Origin of the sequence: Amnibacterium sp. (assembly GCF_025463795.1) — a bacterium.
Classification (GTDB): Bacteria; Actinomycetota; Actinomycetes; order Actinomycetales; family Microbacteriaceae; genus Amnibacterium.
Window position 1 is genome coordinate 1 of record NZ_JAODBE010000064.1, and the last position, 18,754, is coordinate 18,754.

The 18,754-nt window shown below is 72.9% G+C and carries 14 protein-coding genes; 7 read left to right on the plus strand and 7 right to left on the minus strand.

The features are described 5' to 3' along the window. Positions 1–429 precede the first annotated feature (429 nt). From JWQ92_RS06160 to JWQ92_RS06175, 4 genes are all read left to right on the plus strand, one after another. Positions 430–2,241, plus strand: a complete 1,812-nt coding sequence (locus JWQ92_RS06160; RefSeq protein WP_297343588.1) for an alkaline phosphatase family protein — start codon at positions 430–432, stop codon at positions 2,239–2,241. Between the two features lie 147 nt (positions 2,242–2,388). Beyond that, positions 2,389–3,708, plus strand: a complete 1,320-nt coding sequence (locus JWQ92_RS06165; protein WP_297343589.1) for an O-antigen ligase family protein — start codon at positions 2,389–2,391, stop codon at positions 3,706–3,708. 180 nt (positions 3,709–3,888) lie between these two features. Beyond that, positions 3,889–5,103 carry a glycosyltransferase gene (locus tag JWQ92_RS06170; RefSeq protein ID WP_297343590.1) on the plus strand — a complete coding sequence of 405 codons (1,215 nt, stop codon included), beginning with the start codon at positions 3,889–3,891 and terminating at the stop codon, positions 5,101–5,103. 228 nt (positions 5,104–5,331) lie between these two features. Beyond that, positions 5,332–5,784, plus strand: a complete 453-nt coding sequence (locus JWQ92_RS06175) for an adenylyltransferase/cytidyltransferase family protein (protein WP_297343591.1) — start codon at positions 5,332–5,334, stop codon at positions 5,782–5,784. Between the two features lie 6 nt (positions 5,785–5,790). Here the strand turns inward: JWQ92_RS06175 and JWQ92_RS06180 are convergent, their stop codons facing one another. The 4 genes from JWQ92_RS06180 to JWQ92_RS06195 all read right to left on the minus strand — a co-directional run bounded on the left by JWQ92_RS06180 (position 5,791) and on the right by JWQ92_RS06195 (position 12,285). Further along, the gene (locus JWQ92_RS06180; RefSeq protein WP_297343592.1) at positions 5,791–7,659 is read right to left on the minus strand and encodes a DUF4012 domain-containing protein; all 1,869 of its coding nucleotides are present in this window, start codon (positions 7,657–7,659) and stop codon (positions 5,791–5,793) included. A gap of 112 nt (positions 7,660–7,771) precedes the next feature. Next, positions 7,772–9,568 (minus strand): DUF4012 domain-containing protein, encoded by a 1,797-nt coding sequence (locus JWQ92_RS06185; RefSeq protein ID WP_297343593.1) that lies wholly within the window; start codon positions 9,566–9,568, stop codon positions 7,772–7,774. A gap of 247 nt (positions 9,569–9,815) precedes the next feature. Further along, positions 9,816–11,123, minus strand: coding sequence for a hypothetical protein (locus JWQ92_RS06190; RefSeq protein WP_297343594.1), 1,308 nt, complete (start codon positions 11,121–11,123; stop codon positions 9,816–9,818). Position 11,124: 1 nt separating this feature from the next. After that, a complete protein-coding gene (locus tag JWQ92_RS06195; RefSeq protein ID WP_297343595.1) occupies positions 11,125–12,285 on the minus strand; it encodes a polysaccharide pyruvyl transferase family protein in 1,161 nt (386 codons plus the stop codon). 223 nt (positions 12,286–12,508) lie between these two features. On the opposite strand from JWQ92_RS06195, the gene JWQ92_RS06200 reads away from it, so the two are divergent. Further along, complete coding sequence (locus tag JWQ92_RS06200) at positions 12,509–13,696, plus strand: glycosyltransferase family 4 protein (protein WP_297343596.1); 1,188 nt, start codon at positions 12,509–12,511, stop codon at positions 13,694–13,696. Between the two features lie 146 nt (positions 13,697–13,842). Continuing rightward, positions 13,843–14,955, plus strand: a complete 1,113-nt coding sequence (locus JWQ92_RS06205) for a hypothetical protein (RefSeq protein WP_297343597.1) — start codon at positions 13,843–13,845, stop codon at positions 14,953–14,955. Here JWQ92_RS06205 and JWQ92_RS06210 read toward each other — a convergent pair. Continuing rightward, positions 14,888–15,415 carry a DapH/DapD/GlmU-related protein gene (locus JWQ92_RS06210; protein ID WP_297343598.1) on the minus strand — a complete coding sequence of 176 codons (528 nt, stop codon included), beginning with the start codon at positions 15,413–15,415 and terminating at the stop codon, positions 14,888–14,890. The genes JWQ92_RS06205 and JWQ92_RS06210 overlap by 68 nt on opposite strands. 67 nt (positions 15,416–15,482) lie before the next feature. On the opposite strand from JWQ92_RS06210, the gene JWQ92_RS06215 reads away from it, so the two are divergent. Then, positions 15,483–16,544, plus strand: coding sequence for a glycosyltransferase (locus JWQ92_RS06215; protein WP_297343599.1), 1,062 nt, complete (start codon positions 15,483–15,485; stop codon positions 16,542–16,544). Between the two features lie 37 nt (positions 16,545–16,581). Here the strand turns inward: JWQ92_RS06215 and JWQ92_RS06220 are convergent, their stop codons facing one another. Beyond that, positions 16,582–18,105 carry a sugar transferase gene (locus tag JWQ92_RS06220; protein ID WP_297343600.1) on the minus strand — a complete coding sequence of 508 codons (1,524 nt, stop codon included), beginning with the start codon at positions 18,103–18,105 and terminating at the stop codon, positions 16,582–16,584. 119 nt (positions 18,106–18,224) lie between these two features. Then, entirely contained in the window at positions 18,225–18,749 is a 525-nt protein-coding gene (locus JWQ92_RS06225; RefSeq protein ID WP_297343601.1) for a VanZ family protein, read from the minus strand. Positions 18,750–18,754 lie beyond the last annotated feature (5 nt).

Below are 18,754 nucleotides of genomic sequence, written 5' to 3' on the forward strand. Positions count from 1 at the left end.
GGGGTGTTGGTGATTCCGACGAACATCGGGGACCGTCCTTGCACGCGAGCGGGGGGCGCCGGCTCTGGTGGCGCGTCTGCCTCCGTTCTACCGTGCCCGCCCGGACGTCGCCCGGGGACGCCGTGGCATCCCGCCGCCCCGGCGCGCCCCATCCGCCCCTTTCAGGCTTCCCGGGCGGCGCGCGGCATCCGCGGCCCGCATGACCTGAACACCGCAGGCGGATCCTGAGAACGGCAGATGGCCGTAGCCGGGTGGGGGCTGATGAGCGGCCCGGGTCCGACGCGCGCCAGGCATCGGCTCCTCCCCAGGGGCTACGCGCGGGCGATCCGACGACCCTGGCGCAGCCGCGGCACCGGCCGGCCGCGCCATGACCGAGCATCCCTTTCCGCGGAGAGCGTCGGGATCTACTCGGAGCAGCAGCTGCGCCGTATGGGCTGGACCCGCGATCAGCTCGCGGCCGCCCGCGCGGCCGGCCGCTGGTACCACGTGCGGCGCGGCTTCTATGCGGTGCCGGGCTCGTCCGCGGACCTGGTCCGCGCCGTCCGGCTCGGCGGCCGGGCGACGGCTCACTCGGCGCTGCCGTTCCACGGCGTGTGGCGACCCTCCGACAACCGGCTCCACGTGCTCGTCCCGAGCAACGGCGGCCGCCTCCGCGACCCGGACGTCCGCGCGCTGCCGCTGCTCGACCGCGGCGACGTGCACGTGCACTGGCAGGACAGGGAGCCGGTGAAGGAGAACCTGCTGGGGTTTCGCCCGGTGGCGGGGGTGGCGACGGCGGTGCGGCAGACCGTCGAGGACTGCGACGACGTATCGGCGGTCGCCGTGCTGGACTCCGTGCTGCATCTCCGCCTGCTCGACATCAGCCAGGTCCGGGACCTCCTGCCGCGCGAACGTACCCGGCTGCTGGGGGATCTCGATTCCCGGGCGGAGTCCGGGCTCGAGTCCGTCGTGCGGTTCCGCCTGCGGGCTGTCGGCTTCCGGATGGAGTCGCAGGTCGTCATCCCCGGTGTCGGCCGTGTGGACGAGCTCGTGGAAGGCCGGCTGGCGCTCGAGCTCGACGGCCGTGAGCACCACCTGACGGAGGCGGCGTTCGAGGAGGACCGCCGCCGGGACATGGAGCTCGCCGCCCGCCACTACCTGCACCTGCGCTTCACCTACAAGCAGGCGTTCGGCCAGTGGCCCACCTGCCTGCGAGCGATCGCGAGCGCGCTTGACCGACGCCCGTCACAGCCATCACCGCGTCCGCCGTATTCAGGAGTCCCCGGCGGATTTCAGGACGATCCGACGGTGAGCCCGGCGTGTTCAGGCAAAAGTCCTGAAAACGGCGGAGGGGGAGCCGACAATGGCCGGATGCGAAGGGGCCTGGGCGTCGTGGTGCTCGGCATCGCGGTGGCGGCGCTCGCCGGATGCTCCGCCGGCCCCTCCTCCCCCACGTCGAGCTCCACCCACGCGCCTGCAGGGCAGACGCCGGAGCCTGCAGCGTCGACCTCCCGCGCGGTGCCCCGGTTCGCGCACGTGGTGATCGTCGTCGAGGAGAACCACGGCCCGGCAGCGGCCATGGGGATGCCCTACCTCGCCCAGCTCCGCCACGATGGGATGACCTTCACCGACTCCCACGGCGTGGCCCACCCGAGCCAGCCGAACTACCTCGCCCTGTGGTCCGGATCCACGCACGGCGTCACCTCCGACGTCTGCCCGATCGACCTGGGCACCACTCCCTCGCTCGGCTCGCAGCTGCTCTCCACCGGTTCCAGCGTGGCGGCGTACGCGCAGGGGCTGCCGGCCGCGGGATCCGCCGCCTGCCTCGGCGGCGCCTATGCCCGCAAGCACGACCCGTTGGCCGACTTCGCGGCGACCGCCGGATCCGCCCACAACCTCCCCTTCAGCGCCTTCCCGAGCGATTTCGGCGCCCTGCCGTCCGTGTCGTTCGTCGTGCCCGACCTCGACCACGACGCGCACGACGGCTCCATCGCGACGGCGGACGACTGGCTCCGGACAGAGCTCGGCGGCTACGCCGCCTGGGCACCGACGAACGACTCCCTCCTCATCGTCACCTTCGACGAGGAGGACGGCGGGAAGGCGGGCAACCGCATCCTCACCGTCTTCAGCGGCGCGCACGTACGAACCGGCGCGTCCTCCGAGCCGATCGACCACGTCCGCGTGCTGCACACGATCGAGTCCGCCTTCGACCTCCCGCTGCTCGGATCCCACGGGGCCCCGATCACCGACGTCTGGCAGTAGCCCTCCCCCGTTCCGAGAATCCGCCGGGAGTTCTCGGGGCATCCGCGCCGGTACCCGGCGTGTCCGCCGGGACGTCCTGAACGCGGCGGATGGCGCAGCGCCGGGTCGGCGGCCGCGAGGGGCGGGCCCGCTCGCTAGGTTGGGACCGTGCGGCGGGGGTGGTGGAAGGACGCGTACGCCTTCGTCGCCCTCTTCTCGCTCTGGGACGGCGACGGCCTCCGCGACGCGCTGTCCTGGTGGGGCTTCGGCGCCATCTCGGTCCTGCTGCTGATCACCGGGATCGTCGTCACGATCCGGCACCGCCGGCGCTTCCTGGAGCTGATCACCTCGATCGACTCCTGGCCGATCGTCGGCTTCATCGCCCTGTGCCTGCTCTCCACCGTCTGGTCGGCCTACCCGGTCGCGACCCTGCTCGGCTTCTTCATCCAGATCGCGACCGCCCTCGTCGGCGTCTCGCTGCTCCTGATCCAGCCCCCCGGCCGACTCGTCGCGATCGGCACGTGGATGGTGCACGTCCACCTGGCCCTGTCGCTGATGTTCGAGGCCGTCGTCGCCCTGTTCGTGCCGGGCCACCAGCTGCTGCCGTTCTGGACCGACTACGGGTCGAACGCTCCCGGCGCGTACTACTGGAGCGAGGGGCTGCTGTTCAAGGGCGGCCGGATCCAGGGGATCGTCGCGAACGCGAACCTCACCTGCTTCCTCGCCCTGCTCGGGCTGGTGCTGATCGGCTGCCTTCTCGCCGCCCGGCGGGTGCCGATGGTCCTCGCCGTCCCCGCCGTGCTGCTCGATCTGCTCATGCTCGCCCTGACCCGCTCCGCGACGGTGCTCATCGCGGGCTTCCTCGTCGTCGCGGCCGCACTCGTCGTGATCGGCTTCCGGCGATTCCGGGGCCGGGGAAGGATCGTGCTCGCCGCGGCCGCAGCGGTCATGATCGGGATCATCGGCTTCGGCTCGTCCCGCGCCTCCGCGCCGCTGCTCGGCGCGCTCGGCAAGGGCGACGACCTCACGGGCCGGCTCGAGATCTGGCGGGTCGTCGGGGACCACGTCGCCGAGCGGCCGGTGCTCGGCTGGGGCTGGGTCGGCTACTGGCCGCCCTGGGTCGCCCCCTTCAACCGCCTCATCGTGCGCGGCGGCGTGCAGTACCTGCAGGCGCACAACGCCTACCTCGACATCGCCCTCCAACTCGGGATCCCCGGGCTGCTCGCCTTCGTCGTGGTCGTCGGCTCGCTCGTCTACCGGTCGCTGCGACTCGCGATCGCCCCGCGCCCGCTCGCGCTGCTGCCCCTGCTGCTCACGGTCGCGCTGCTCACGCAGGCGCTCGCGGAGAGCCGTCTGCTGATCGAGGGCAACTGGGCCCTGCTGGTCATGCTGTCCGTCGCGGTGCCCTGGGTGGGTGCGCCGCTGCGCCCACCGGTCGCGGTCGTGTCCCCCCAACGCGGGGATCCGGTGCCGGCGCCCCGTCGATAGAGTCGGGACACCCCTCTCCCACGATCCGGTTCCCCGCCGGGTTCGAGGGCTACCCCACCCCAACCGACGGCCCGTCCGCCGATCGCCCGCCTCCCCGCGACGATCCGGTACCCGTTCCGCCGGTCCGGCCGGCGTACCCGCGCCTCGGCCGCAGCACCCCCGCTACCCACCCGAGGACCCGTGACCTCACCCACCCGCAGCGCTCCGCGGCACGCGGAGCCCCCCAGGCCGCTGCGCATCGCCGTGCTCGGCGCGCCCGTCGTGGCCGCAGGCTCCGTCGTGGAGGAGATCGGCCGCCGGCTCGTCGAGCAGGGGCACGGTGTCACCGTGTACAGCCCCGCCGGTGCCCGGAAGGCACCGACCCAGCACCTCGGCATGCGGCTCGTGCCCGTTCCTGCCCTTCACGTCGGCCCGTTCGAGCCGCTCAGCCGCACCGCGCTCTCGACCGCCTACGCATCGTTCGCACCGAAGCCGGACGTCGCGTTCGTGTTCGACGTCGCCAACGCCGGGGTCGTGACAGCCCTCCGGGCGCGTGGCACCGCCGTGGCCGTGCACGTCGTGGGTCTCGAGCCGAAGCGCGGACGCGGCGGCCCGCTGGAGCTCCGGTACCGGCGCAGGGCCGAAGCGCTCGCGGTGCGGTCGGCGGACGCCCTCATCGCCGACGCCCGGAGCGTGGCGCGGTACTACGACGACGAGTTCGGCGTCCCGACCGAGCCGATCGGCTACGGCGCCCGGATCCTGCACAACACCCCCTCGGACGTGATCGAGACCCTCGGCCTCGTGCCCGGGTGGTTCCACCTCGCCGTCGCCGCCGGCGACCGTGACGACCACCTCGAGGTCGTCGTCGAGGGCTACACCCGCTCCGCCGCCCGATCCCCGCTCGTCGTGGTCGGGCCCGGCCCGGGCGCCGTCCTCCCCCGCCGGGTCACGATGGCCGCGGCCCGTGACTCACGGATCCGGTTGCTCGGCGGCGTCCGGGACGAACGGCTGCTCGACCAGCTGCACGCCCACGCGATCGGCTTCCTCCACGGGCGCGCCCCGCTCGGCACGGACCGCTCCCTGCTCCGCGCCATGGGCGCCGGAACGGCACCGGTGGCCTGGGACGTGCCGTCCAACCGGGAGGTCGCCGGCACCGCGGGCCTCTACTTCCGTTCCTCCGCGCAGCTGGCCGGGCTCATCGAGGAGGTCGAGCGGTACCCATTCCGCTTCACGGAGATCGGCGAGCTGATGCGGGAGCGTGCCCACACCCGCTACAGCTGGAACGAGGTCGGTGAGGCGTACGAGCTGCTCGCGAAGCGGCTCGCCCGCGGCTACAGCACGCGGGGCCTCAGCGCCGGGCGGCGGCGGCCCGCCCTGCCGGTGCCCGTGACCGCGCGGGAGATGCTCCGTGCCTGACGCCCTCCTCCCCGGATCCGGTGCCGCCCGCCGGGACTCCCGCCCCACGGGCGGGCCCAGAACCACGGCGTGCACGGTGTGGTGGCCGTGACCGTCGTTCCACGGCCGCTCCCCGCGCGGCCGTGACCGCGGGTGGAGGCGATCGACGGGATCGCCTCCACCCGTACCTCCCCACCAGCGGCGCCCGAAACGCCGCGCCTCCCCTCCCCAGCAACCGGAAGTTCACCCATGACCTCCTCGATCCGTATCGGCTATGCCGCAGGCGCCTTCGACCTGTTCCACATCGGCCACCTGAACCTGCTCCGGCACGCCAAGAGCGAATGCGACCACCTCATCGCCGGCGTCGTCTCCGACGAGATGCTCGAGCGCACGAAGGGCATCACGCCCGTCATCCCGCTCGGCGAGCGCCTGGAGATCGTGCGGCACATCGCGTTCGTCGACGAGGCGCGGCCGGAGACGCTGGCCGACAAGCTCGACACCTGGCGCGAGGTGCGGTTCACGCACTTCTTCAAGGGCGACGACTGGCGCGGCACCGAGAAGGGGCTCCGCCTCGAAGCGGAGTTCGCGAAGGTCGGCGTCGAGGTCGTCTACTTCCCGTACACGATGTCGACGTCCTCGACGAAGCTGCGGCGCGCGCTCGCCGCGCTGTCCGGAGACGCCGTCGAGACCGTCAACGCCTGAGTCCGATCAGGCGCACGGGGCCTTCGTGATCGTGACGGGCACCGGCCAGACGCGCGGCGTGTGGCTGACCGCCACGGTGCCGCTCGGAGCCGTGCCGCCGGTGAAGACCGCGGTGACCCGCACCGTCTGCTGCGGCGCGAAGGTCACGCTTACCGTGCCGACAGGGCGCCCGAAGAGGACGCCCTTCACAGCGGGCCGGAGCACGTCCATCCCGGTCGCATCCGGGACCGTGTTGAGCGGCCAGTTCTGGTCGGTGCCCCACACGACCTTCTTGCCGTCGATCGTCGCGGACACCAGCTTCGCGCCGACCGGCCCGTAGAGCTGCACCCACTGGCGGTCACCGCCCGGCGGGATGCGCTTCTGGTTCGGGCTCACGTAGGCGGGCAGTCCCGCGACCTGCGACGGCTTCAGGGTGTCGGTGATCGAGGTCGTGACCGTCCACCTCGGCGTCGCGGCGCACACGTGCGCGGTCACGGCGATCCTGTCCTGCATGTAGTAGCTCATCTTCGACGTGGAGTCGTCGTTGTTGTAGACCCCGACCGTCGTGGCCTTCGCGTTGTCGGCCGGGAGCATGTTCCCCATCTGGGACGTGAGCAGCAGGTCCTCCTCGACGGACCGCGAGCTCCACGCCTTGAGCCGCTGCTGGTCGAGCATCGGCTTCAGCTGCTTCACGTACGCCTTCGGGTCGCCCTGCCCGTGCGTGACCGCCGCGAAGATCGCCTTCGCCGCGGACGCGAACACCGCGTCCTGCTCGCTCGGCACCGGATAGCGCGCATAGACCTCGGACAGCAGGTACCGCACGGCGTTGCCGGAGGTGAGGGTCTCCCCCGTCGGCAGCTTGATGGGCCCGGTGGCCTTCAGCAGGTAGGACAGCGCGACCGGGTCGAGCGACACGACGCCGTCGACGGTTCCACCGAACTGCTTGCGCCACATCGCCCGGGTGATCGTCGCGACCTGGGGGAAGTCGGGGGTGAACGTGGTGTTCGTCTCGTACGTCGTGACGTGGGCGCCGTAGATGTGCTCCCAGTCGCCGCCGAAGGTGACGACTGGCTCCGGATACGGATGCGGGAAGTCGCCGGAGTTCGGCTGCGTGCCGAGCGTGACCTTGCCGTCGTCCACGACGAGCATGGAGAGCGCGGCGGGGTTGCCGCCGCTCGCCCGCTCCTCCGCGTTGTTCTGGAACATGAGGAGGTAGTGGCGGGGCCCGTCGCCGCCGAGGGCCGGGTAGAGCACCGGCAGCACCTTCCGGAGCTCGCCGGTCAGGGGCTCCACCTGGCGCAGGGTCGAGCGCAGGGAGCCGAGCGGCTTCGCGAGCTGGGGGGCGAGAGGCTTCGTGTCGACGGCCGACACGGACCGGTCGGCCGCCCGGACGGCGTCGTCGAGGCGAGCGACCGCCGGGGTGAGCTGCTTCAGCGGCCCGATGTCGATCCGCCCGTTCTTCGGCTTCAGGCTCTCGACGCTCAAGCCGTCCGCGGCGACCGCGATCGGCCCGACCCCGTCGACCACGAGGGTGTGGGTGATCGTGGACACGCGCCGCACGGCGGCGAGGTTCGGCCCGAGCACCGGGAGACCCTCGTAGGCGGACCACACCGGGTCGTCCGAGGCGTGGACGGCCCGGCGAGTGTCCGCGTCGAGCCTCCGGTACAGCGCCGCAGTGCTCGGCCCGCCGGATCGGCCGAGCGACGACTTGAACGTCGCGATGTCCGACTGCGCGGCCTCCAGCGCGGACTTCGCGGTGAGCACGCGCGACGTGAGCCACGCGCCCGTCGCGATGAGGACGACGACGCCGACCGCGAGCGCGATCCAGCCGCCGATCCACAGCCGGCGGCGGGCGGGGCTGCGGAGGCGGCGCGGACGGCGGAGCCCCTCGGCCACGGTCCCCCCTCCCCGCCCACCCCCCATGGATGCGCGGGTGCAGCGTACCGACGCGGGCGCTGAGCCGACGCTCAGCCGCGCGGGGTGATGGCTCCGCTCATCAGGTCTTCCATCAACCGCATGCGGCGCGCGTGATCGTCACCGGCACGGGCCGCACCTTCGGGGTGTGGCTGACGGCGAGCGACGGGCTCGGCGTCGTCCCCCCGGTGAAGACCGCCTTCACCGTGACCGACTGGCCCGGGGCCGTGGTGACGCTCACGCTGCCGACCGGGCGCCCGAAGAGCTCCCCCTTCACAGCGGGCCGCCGGACGTCGAGTCCGGTGGCGTTCCAGACCGTGTTGAGCGGCCAGTCCTGGTCGTTCCCGAAGACGACCTTCTTGCCGTCGATCGTGGCCGAGACGAGCTTCGAGCCGACCGGGCCGTAGAGCTGTACCCACTGCCGGTCCCCGCCGAACGGGATGTGGGTCTGCGCGGCGAGGATGTAGGAGGTGAGCCCGCTCGCCTTCGCGGCCGTCAACGTGTCGGTCACCGTCGCCGCGACGGTGTAGCTCGGCGCCTTCGCCGGGCAGGACTTCGCCACGACGGCGACCTTCTCGTCCATGTAGTAGCTCATCTTCGAAGTCGCGTCGTCGTTGTTGTAGACGCCGAAGGTCGTGGCCTTCGCGTTGTCGGCCGGGAGCATGTTGCCGGCCTGCGAGGTGAGGAGCAGGTCCTCCTCACCCTTGCGGATGCTCCACGCCTTCAGCCGCTGCTCGTTCAGCATCGGGGCGAGCTGGGCGACGTAGTCCTTCGGGCTGCCCTGGCCGGAGGTGACCGCCTTGAAGATCGCCTGGGCCGCCGACGCGAACACCGCGTTCTGGACCGTCGGATCCGTGTACTTGGCGTAGACGCCGGACAGCAGGTACTGCACCGCGTTGTCGGAGGTCAGCACCTCCCCCGTGGGCAGCGTGATCGGTCCCGTCGCGCGCATGAGGTAGGACAGCGCGACGGGGTCGAACGAGACGACGCCGTCGACCGTCCCGCCGAACTCGGACCGCCACATCGCCCTGGCCATCCGCGCCGTCTGCGGGAAGTCGGGCGTGAACGTGATGTTCGTGACGTACGCCGATGTGTGCGGCCCGTAGACGTGCGCCCAGTCGCCGGAGAAGGTCAGCGGCGGGGTCGTGTACGGGTGGGGGAAGTCACCCGAGTTCGGCTGCTTGCCGAGCTTGATCTTCCCCTGATCGACGTCGAGCATCGCCATCGCCGCAGGATTGCCACCGCTGGCCCGCTCCTCGGCGTTGTTCTGGAAGATCAGCAGGTAGTGCCTCGTGCCGGTGCCGCCGAGCGCGGGGTAGAGCACGGGCATCACCGTGCGCAGCTCCGCCGTCAGCGGCATCGCCTTCTGCAGGGTGGCGCGGAGCGACGAGATCGGCGCCTTCAGCTGCGGCACGACGTCCGTCGTGTCGATCCGCGCCGCGGACGCGTCCGCCTCGTGCATCGCGCGGTCGAGCGACGCGACCGCGGGCGTGAGCTTCTTGAGCGGGGCGATGTCGAGTCCGCCGTTCGTCGGCTTCAGGCTGTCGACGCTGATGCCGTCCGCCGCGACCGCCATCGGCTGCACCCCGTGGCGCACCAGGGCGTCGGTGAGCTCCGCCACCTGCCGGAACGCCTTGAGGTTGGGCCCGAGCCAGGGCAGCTGCTCGAACGCGGCCCACACCGGGTCGTCGGTCTGCTTCGCCGCCGTGGCGGTGCTCGTCCCGAGCCGCCGGTAGAGGGCGACGGTGCTCGGCGCGCCGGGCTGCCCGAGCTCGGACTTGAAGGTCGTCAGGTCGCCCTGGGCCTGCTGGAGGGCGTTCTTCGCGACGAGCGCGCGGTCGCCGACCCAGAGCACGCACACGATGAGCGCCAGCAGACCGAGGCCGAGCACGAGGGAGGTGACGACGAGCCACCCGCGACGCGCAGGGGTCCCGTGGCGGGGAACGGAGGCGCCGAAGCGGGCGCGTGCCCGTCCTGCGCGTCGTGCTGCGTTCAGCGCCGCCCCCGAAGATGTGTCAAGTCGCGCCAGCCGCCGACCAGTCGGGGATGCTACGGGACCGGGTCCCGGCCACGGCGGAAGCCGTGGGCGTTGCGCGGATCGGGTGTCGCCGGACGGCGGTGGACGGGGCCGCTGCGCCTCAGCGGAACGAGAGGTCGGGCTCGGTCGCCTCGGCCGCCGTACCCGGCCAGAACCGCCTTCCGCGCTCCGGACGATGCTCCACGACGGGTTTCTCGAAGCCCACCACGACGCGACGCAGCGCGAGCACGAACAGCAGGTTGAGCACCGCGCCCGCCGCGCCGATCACCAGCAGCAGCGCCGGGTCCCGCACCACGGCGATCGGTGCGAGGAAGACGATCACGCGGGTCACGTCGTAGGCGATCCGGTACCGCGCGCCACCCGGGACCATCGGCAGGAGGTTGCCGATCGGCGCGAGCGCGACCTGGGTACCCCAGAACCCGACCACACCGACGGCGAGGGCCCACGGCCCGATCGGCTCGGCGACCACGGCACGCCACTCCACCGTCGCCGCCCCCGCGAGCACGACCACCGCTGCCGCGCCGAGCGCGAGGCTGAGCCGGACCGCGAGTCCGAAGGCGCTCCGCAGGTCCGCCGCATCGGTGCGCTGGAGCGCGCGGGAGAAGCGGATGGCGACCGCGGGGCCGACGATGTTGCCCCCGACGGTCAGGAACCCGTTTCCGAGCCGCGTGATGAGCGACCAGGCCGGGGCGAGCGGCCCGAGCATCGGCAGGACGAGGGCCGGCGCCTGCGTCGCGACGTTGCCGAAGCCGAGGGAGCACCCGACCGCGAGTCCGTCGCGCAGCGTCCGGCCGAGGCGTTCCGGCACGGCCGTCGCCACCTCGGTGCTCGCCGGCAGCCTCGCGGCGAGCCCGCACAGGGCCGCGACCGTCATGGCGAGCGCGGCCGCGGCCGACAGGGCGATCGGGGACCGGAGGACGACGCAGGCGACGACGGTCAGGACGACGGATCCGACCCCGTAGAGCAGCCGGACCCTCGCCACGGAGGCGAAGTCGAGGGCCGCGATCGAACGCGCCTGGGCGAGGAAGAACAGGCCCTGCCCGAGCAGCACCATCGCGACCTGGAGCAGCAGGTCCGCGAGCGCCGCGGTCCGGGAGAAGGCGAGCAGGCCCCCGGCCGTCACCGCCCCCGTGGTGACCAGCAGCGCGGCGACGGACCGCCGGAGCACCACACGCCCGGCCGCGCCGCTGCCCATCGGGGGCACGCGGACGACGGCGCCGAGCGTCGCCGGGTAGCCGAGGATCGACGCGATCGCCGCGGCGAGCACCACGGTCGGCAGAGCCGAGGTCAGGCCGAACCCGACCGGGACGATCAGTGCCGCGAGCGTGAGCAGCTGGGCGACCAGCGCGTTCGCCCCCGAGCGGGAGAACAGTCCGGTGGATCTCAGCACACCGAGCACCTGCCGCATGTCAGAGCCAGCTCTCGGCGAACCAGTCGGACGGGACCGTCCACCGTTCACGGTCGTGCTGGAGCACCTCCGACACGGCCTGGCCGATCTCGTCGGGGTCGCACACCGCGCGCTCCGGCACGGTCCGGCCGAGTTCGCCGTACCAGGCGAACTGACCTCGGAACTTCTCGAGGTACTCGAGCCCCACCGTAGGCGTCCCGCTCGAGAGGGCACCGACGCACGCGTGCATCCTCGCCGAGACGACGAGTGAGGCCCGCGCGAGCACGTCCTTCGCGTCATGGACGTCCGTCGGCACGTGGAGCGCGGCCCCGGACACGGCGGTGAGACGGCGCGCGAGGTCGACGTCGCCGGGGAACCCCCGCACGTCGTGCGGCAGCACGACCACCGGCATCGGGAGCGCGCGGATCACGTCGCGCCACGCCCCGATCAGCTCCCCCTCGTCGAGCCCGAGGTGGGCCGAGAAGTGCGCGTTCGGGACGAAGACCGCGAAGGGTCCGTCGCTCGGCGGACGGAACCGACCCGACCCGCGCGGCGTGACGAGGCAGCCGACGTCCGGCGCGAGCGCCACCGGGCGGTCGAGGAGCGCGAGCAGCCGTTCCTGCGAGTCCCGGTCCCGCGCCCACACCTCGACGTCGTCCCGCAACCCGCCGAGCAGTCGCACCGACAGGGTCGACGGCGCCCTGGTCTCGCTGCAGTTCACGAGCTTGGCGGACCGTCCCGCCGCGGACGCGTGGTTGAGTGCCTCGACCCTGGCCGCGAGGAACCGGTGCTCGTAGTCGCCGCTGATGGTGTCGGCGCCGACGACGATGAGGTCGGCCCCCTGCGCCCTGCTGCGGCCGTGGGCGTTGAGCCGCGACAGGGCCATCCGCACGATCGTGTGCGAGTCGCGCACCTCGTCGAGCCCCCGGTCCAGGAGCGAGGGCGCGGCACCGAGCAGCCAGAAGGACGCCGTGCGGCGGGCGCGCGCCGCGAGCTCGCTGGTGCCGAAGATGAGGGCCTCGTCGCCGAGCGACCCCTCACCGGCCGGCATGAGCACGTTCACCCGGCCTTCGGCGGGCGCCGCGGAGCGAGCGGGCCCACGCCGGCGTCCGCGGCCGGGACGCCCGGCCGGGCTGACCAGCGCCAGCGCCCGGTCGATGACCTCTCCGCTCCTCGTCCGCATCCGGCGTCCTCCCCGATCCACGCGCCGGGCAGATCCGGATCGCACGCCCGCGAGATCCTGTCACCCGAACGGGTGCCGACGACGGTGACAGGCGGTCGGTCCCGGAATCCCCCGGGTACCGGCGGCGGCGCATCGCGGAACGGGCGTGTCGCGCCCCCGTCGTCCGGAACCTCGATCTATACAGAACCGGCCGGCCCGACCGGCGGTGAAGGGATCAGTACCCGTGATCGAACTCCCGGCTGCGGCCGAGCGCGCCCTCGAGCGGACGACGGCGGCCGACGGTGCGGCGTCTCCGGTCGCGGTCCTCCACCTGGGCCGGAACGGCGGCGGACCGAAGTTCACCCATGCCCTGGCGGAGGCGCTGCAGGCCGCTGGGCGGCCGGTGGTCTCGGTGATGTCGAGCGGCGCGGACAACCGCGGCGCCTACGACGCCCTCGGCCCGGTCCTCGAGCTCCCGACGTTCCGTTCGACGATCGGGGCCGCCCTCCGCGCTCCCGTCCTGCTCCTGCACGCGCTGCGGCTCAGGCGGTTCCTGACCCGCCACGACGTGCGGGTCGTCGTGGTCGCGATGGAGCAGATCTGGCAGGGGCCGCTGCTCGGGCTCCTGGGGCGACGGCGACGCATCCTCCTCTGCGTGCACGACGCGACGATGCATCCCGGCCGCTTCAACGCGGTCGAGCAGCTGAGCCTGCAGGTCCACCGAGCGCTCGCGGACGGCGCCGTGACGTTCTCGGACCACGTCGCCTCCGTGCTGGAGGCCCAGGGCGCCTTCCCTCCGTCACGGATCCAGCGCTCGGTCCACGGCTCGTACGCCGCGAGCGGCGCAGCGCCTCGATCCCTCAGCCGCCCGGTGCCGGTGATCGGGTTCTTCGGCCGGCTCTCCGAGTACAAGGGGCTGCGGCTGGCGCACGAGGCGGTCGAGATCCTGCGCGCGGCCGGGCGACGGGTCCGGTTCGAGGTGGTCGGCGACGGCGCCGACCCCACGCTCTCCCGGATGACCCATCCGGACGACCACGTCGAGGTCGGCTGGGTCGACGACCGGTCCATCCCCGCGATCCTCGACCGCTTCGACGTGCTCGCCCTGCCGTACATCGAAGCGAGCCAGTCCGGAGTCTTCGCCTACGCGGCCGGCCACGGGCTCCCCATGGTCGTGACGCCCGTCGGCGGCCTGCGCGAGCAGGCGGAGTCGAGCGGCGCGGCCCTGGTCGCGGGTGCGGTCACCGCGGAGGCGGTCGCCGATCGCCTCGCCGAGCTGCTCGACGATGCGGACCGCTACCTCGCGGTCTCCACCGCGGGTGTCACCGCCGCGGCGGGGAGCCACTCGTGGGATCGGACCGCCCGGGACGTCCTGACGGGCGTAGCCGTACTGGAGTCCGCACCGCGTCGCCGTCTCCCGTGGGGCGGCGCGTGAGCGGGGACGGGGGCGCCTCGCCCTCTCCCGGGAGCACCCAGCCCCTCGGACGGGAGCCGCGACCGACGGGACCGGGGACGGCAGGAGGCCGGCGCGCCGCTGTGCGGGGGATCGACGAGGGCCCGCGTCGCCGGAGGCGCCCGGCGGTGCTCGGCGACGGCCGCAACACGGCGCTGCTGGCGGTCCCCGCGGCCGCGACCCTGCTCGGCCTGCTCGTCGTCGTCGCCCGGCACCGGCTGCTGCCCGCCAAGTTCTTCTACGACAGCATCCACATCCAGCAGATCGCGGTGACGGGCCGCGACCCGTTCCAGGACACCTCCTTCGAGAACGCGGCGTACCTGTTCCGCATCCTCGGGCTGCAGCAGAACGAGCTGCTGGCCGGTCTGCTGTCGTTCGCCCTCGGCGCCTGGGCGGTGTGGCTGGCGATCCACCGCGCCCGGTACCGGATGACGCTGCCCGCCGCCCTCGCGTCGGCCGTGGCTCTCGGGCTCGCTGCCGTGTACCTCGGCACGTACTCGAAGGACGTCTTCGTCGTCCCCGTCGTGTTCGTCGTGCTGCTGGCGGGACCCACGCTGCGCGGATGGCTCTGGGTGGCGCTCGGGCTCCTCGCCTACGCCCACCTGTTCCGCAGCTACTGGTACATCGTGCTCGCGCTCGTGCTCGTCTTCGCGCTCGCCGCACGGTTCCTCGGGCGACGCCGGACCGTGCTCGTGGGACCGGTCGTGGCGCTCGTCCTCATCGGCATCGGTACCTGGCTCGTGCTGCACGCGGGGGCCGATTTCGCCCGGGCCCAGGTCAACGCCGGCCGGCAGGGGTCCGTGGACGCCGCGACGCTGATCCCCCAGTACCTCGCCATCGCGCAGCCCTTCTCCGGCATCCTCGACGCGCTCCTCGTGCTCGTGACGATCATCGTCCCGGTCCCTCTGCTGCTGAAGGCGACCCCGTACTACGTCGGAGCGGGCGTGGTCGTCGCGCTCGTGTGGGGCGTGTTCTTCAGCGCGCTGCTGCGGCGCCGGAACCTGGCGGTGTCGACCATCCGCGCCGGATGGGTCGTCCTCGCCCTCCTGACGACCCAGGCGCTCTTCGAGCCCGACTACGGGTCCGTCGTCCGTCACCTCACGCCCGTCCTCGCCCTCGTGGTCGCCGTGGCGCTCGACCGCGGACGGCCGGTGGACCTGCCGGCGGGCGACGTCAGCGCCGAGGGCGCGCCACGGCGGGGACGCCCGTCGCGACGGAGTCGGCGGGCACCGATCGGGTGACGACGGCGTTCGCGCCGACCGTCGACCGATCACCGACCTCCACCGCGCCGATCACCCGCGCCCCGGCGCCGAGCGTGACGTCGTCGCCGAGGACGGTCCGGATCGTCCCGGCGCTGCGGGGGCCGCCGAGCCCGCCGATGGTGACGCCCTGCTGCAGCACGCACCGCCGCCCGAGCACCGCACCGGCACCGATGACCACGCCGTTGGGGTGGTAGAGGATCAGCCCCGGCCCGATCCGCGCCTCCGGGGCGATGTCCGCTCCGGTGAGGAACTGGTTCAGCTGCTTCACCGCCGCCGCGAGCGGCCAGACGGCACGCACCTCGTGCGCGCAGCGGTGGAGGAACACCGCCGCGTACCGTGCGGTCGCCATCGTCGCGAGGATGCGGGGCACCGTCGGCCGCGCCCCGGCGGCCGGGAGACCGGCCCGCACGTTGGCCGGGAGGTCGATCAGCAACGTCACCCCGACAGTCTCTCAACCGCCGCGCGGCAGCCCCTGGACGGCGCTCGGCCTGCTTACTGTCATCGGCATGGAGCCGGGGCCGACGACCGCAGCGACCGGACGCCGGCGCGTGCTGCACGTCATCGAATCCTTCGGAGGAGGATCCGCGAACGCCATGCAGGAGTTCGTCGACGCCGTGCCGGAGTGCTCGCACCACCTCCTCCGCGCCCATCGCGAGGGCGAGTTCCACGACGAGGAGCTGAGCGACCGCTTCGCGTCCGTCGCCTCGCTCCCGGACGGGACGGCCGCACGCATCCGAGCGGTCCGGCGGCGCATCGCGGACCTCCGGCCGGACGTCGTCCATGCGCATTCGAGCCTCGCCGGCCTCTACGTGCGCCTCGCGATCCGAGCGACGGCGCGGACCAGGATCGTCTACTCGCCCCACTGCTTCGCGTTCGTGCGCCGCGACCTGCCTCCGCTCACCCGGATCGCGATCGCGGCCACCGAGTACGCCCTCGCGGCCAACACGACCGCGATCGCCGCGTGCTCACGGTCCGAGCGGACTCTGGCGAGCCGGATGCCCGGCGGCCGGCGGGCCCGGTTCGTCCCGAACACCCCGCGGGCCGTCGCGCCCGCCGGCGCGCCGGCGCACGCCGCGGCGGTCGTGAGCACCGGTCGTCTGGGCCCCCAGAAGGACCCGGCGGCCTTCGCCGACGTCGTGACCGCCGTCCGGGCGGCCGGACCGGACGTCACGGCCGAGTGGATCGGGGACGGCGACCCGGCGCTGAGGGGCCTGCTCGAGCGTCGCGGTGTCTCGGTGTCCGGGTGGATCCCCACCACCGACGTCGCGGAGCGGCTCGCCGCCGCCTCCGTGTACGTGCACACGGCGGCCTGGGAGGGCTTCCCGCTCGCCGTGCTCGAGGCGGTCGCCGCGGGCGTGCCGGTGGTGGCGCGGGGCATCCCCGCCTTCCAGGGCATGCCTGGCGAGTGGCTCTTCGACGAGCCGGGCGCGGCCGCCGACCTGATCCGAGCGGCGCTGCAGCGACCGGCCGAGAACGTCGGCGCGTGGCGGAAGGCGCTCGCAGGCGACACCGCGGAGGCGCAGCGGGCGGCGCTGCTCCGCCTCTACCGGGTGCGGCCGGCGGCCTGACCGCCGGGGCCGGAGCCGCCACGGCGGGGCACCCGCGTCAGCGGGCACCCTTCGACTGCAGCACCGTCCGGATCGTCCACAGCAGGATGACGAAGTCGTCGAGGAACGACCAGTTCTCCGCGTAGTAGAGGTCCATCCGGATCGTGTCCTCCCACGACAGGTTGCTGCGGCCGCTCACCTGCCAGAGGCCCGTGATACCCGGCTTCACGAGCAGGCGACGGCCGGCGGCGTGGTCGTAGAGGGCCACCTCCTCGGCGCGCTGCGGGCGCGGGCCGACCAGGCTCATCTCGCCCCGGATCACGTTGATCAGCTGCGGCAGCTCGTCGAGCGAGTACTTGCGGATGAACCGGCCGGCCGGGGTGATGCGCGGGTCGTTGTCCACCTTGAACAGCGGGGTGTCCTCGGTGCCCTGGGCGCGGAGCAGCTCGGGCAGCTCGGCGTCGGCGCCGACGCGCATCGAGCGGAACTTGAACACGCCGAACGCCTTGCCGTTCAGCCCGATGCGCTGCTGCCGGAAGAAGACGGGTCCCGGCGAGGACAGCTTGACGGCGATCGCCGTGCCCAGCATCAGCGGCGACGCGAGCAGCAGCGCCAGCCACGCGATCCCGAAGTCGAGGAGGCTCTTCGCGAACTTCTTCCCGCCCTCGTACGAGGGCGACTCGACGTACATCAGCGGGATTCCGGGGACCGGCCGCGTGTGGATGCGGGTGCCCGCCACCTCGGTGATCGCGGGAGCGACCATCAGGTCGACGCCGGTCGACTCCAGCTTCCAGCCGATCCGCCGCACCTCCCCCGGCGGCAGGTCCTCGGAGCCGGCGAGGCTCACCGCGTGGACCCGCTCGCGGCGGGCGACCTCCGCGACCGTCGCGAAGCTCCCGAGGCGGCGGACCGGCAGCGGCGCGTCCACGCCCTGCGGCAGGCAGGCGCCGACCATCTGGAAGCCGAGGTACTTGCGTCGCGAGAACTCCTCATGGAGGTGCGCCACCGACGACGGCGACCCGACGAGCAGGATCCGGATGAGGTAGCGCCCCTTGCGCCGCTGCGCCCGCAGCCATTGGCGCCAGGCCCAGCGTGACGCGACGAGCAGCAGCACCCCGACCGGGAACGCCGTGATGATGTAGCCGCGCGCCGGCAGGAACTGCAGCAGCAGCGACGTGATCCCGACGAGGCCGAAGAGCCGGAAGCTGCCGTCCGCGACCCGCGCGTACTCGGCGAAGCCGGACCCGATCACCCGAGGGCTGCGGGTGCCGATCGCCTTGAGGACGATCAGCCACCCGATCAGCAGCACGAGCGACGCGGCCCAGTAGGGCACCTGGTTGAAGCCGTGCTGCGGGGCGGAGATGAGGGTGTGGGAATCGATCCCGATCCACACGGCCTGCGTGCCGACCAGCGTTCCCGCGAGGATCAGGGTGTCCGTCACGACGATCCGCCGCTGGTAGGGCTTCTCCCACGTGGGCTTCGCCCGCTTGATGGCGGTGCCGACCGGCGGCTGCGCGAGCCGCCGCAGCGGGCGCGGAGCGGCCCCACGATCGTCCCTGGTCGCACCCCTGATCGCCGACATCCCGCCCCCATCTCCCGACGTGCTGGAAACACCCCTCGAACAGGGGTACCAAGCCGTCGGCGTCCTGGGGGCCGCGGCGCGCCGGTTTGACCGTTACAACCGCTGAAGGTCTCCGAAGTTCAGGGGCGAACGGCCGCGCGCTCCCGAATCGGCAGCCCGTCCTCGGCGATCCGCCCGGCGAGCACGTCCTGGATGACGAGCTGGTCGCGGTGCTTGATCGCCGCCCGCACGAGCGCGGCGACGATGCAGCCGGCGAGCGCACCCGACGTGTTCGCGAGCACGTCCCCGAGGCTCGCGACCCGACCGGGCAGGAACAGCTTCTGCGACAGCTCGATGGCGCAGGACAGGAGCCCGCCGAGCAGCACCGCGATCCACTGCAGCCGGTACGGCATCAGCAGCCCGCCGAGGAACCCGATCGGCACGAAGAAGAGCACGTTCGCGCTGAACTCCACGAAGTTGTAGTCCACGTACCCGGGCACCCCGTGCTGGTGGAGCGCGTCGAGGAACCGGATGAGGTACGGGTCGATCGGCTTGTCCACGGTCGTGGGCCACAGGGTCACCAGCAGAACGAAGAGGATGTACAGGACGATCAGCACGGCGACGACCCGAACCCGGAACGCCCCGGCGAGCGTTGCTCGGGTCATGGCCG